This is a genomic window from Streptomyces sp. NRRL S-646 (assembly GCF_000720765.1).
GTDB lineage: Bacteria > Actinomycetota > Actinomycetes > Streptomycetales > Streptomycetaceae > Streptomyces.
On the sequence record NZ_JODC01000103.1, the window covers coordinates 1 to 344 of the forward strand.

The 344-nt window shown below is 72.4% G+C and carries 1 protein-coding gene; it reads right to left on the reverse strand.

Translation table 11 applies throughout. The annotated features are described in order from the left end of the window. Nucleotides 1–336: ketoacyl-synthetase C-terminal extension domain-containing protein (locus tag IH68_RS51390; RefSeq protein ID WP_324607710.1), on the reverse strand; the 336-nt coding region annotated here is incomplete at its 3' end. Nucleotides 337–344 lie beyond the last annotated feature (8 nt).

A 344-nucleotide genomic window follows, 5' to 3' on the forward strand; every position in this document is an offset into this window, starting at 1 on the left:
CTCCGCACGATCGGCGCCCCACACCACCGCCCGGTGCTCGAACACCGACCGGGAACGCACCAGCGACGCACCGATCTCCACAGCGCCCAGCGCCTCGGAACCGCTCACAAACCCGGCCAGCCGACCCGCCTGCGCCCGCAAAGCCGCCCCACTGCGCCCCGACACCACCCACGGCACCAGAGACGGCACAGGCACGTCGGCGCCGGCAACCGCAGGCTCTTCAACGACGGGCTGTTCGAGGACGACGTGGGCGTTGGTGCCGCTCACACCGAAGGCGGACACGGCGGCACGGCGCGGCCGGTCATCCTCCCTCGGCCAGTCCCGCTCGTCCGTCAACAGCTCCA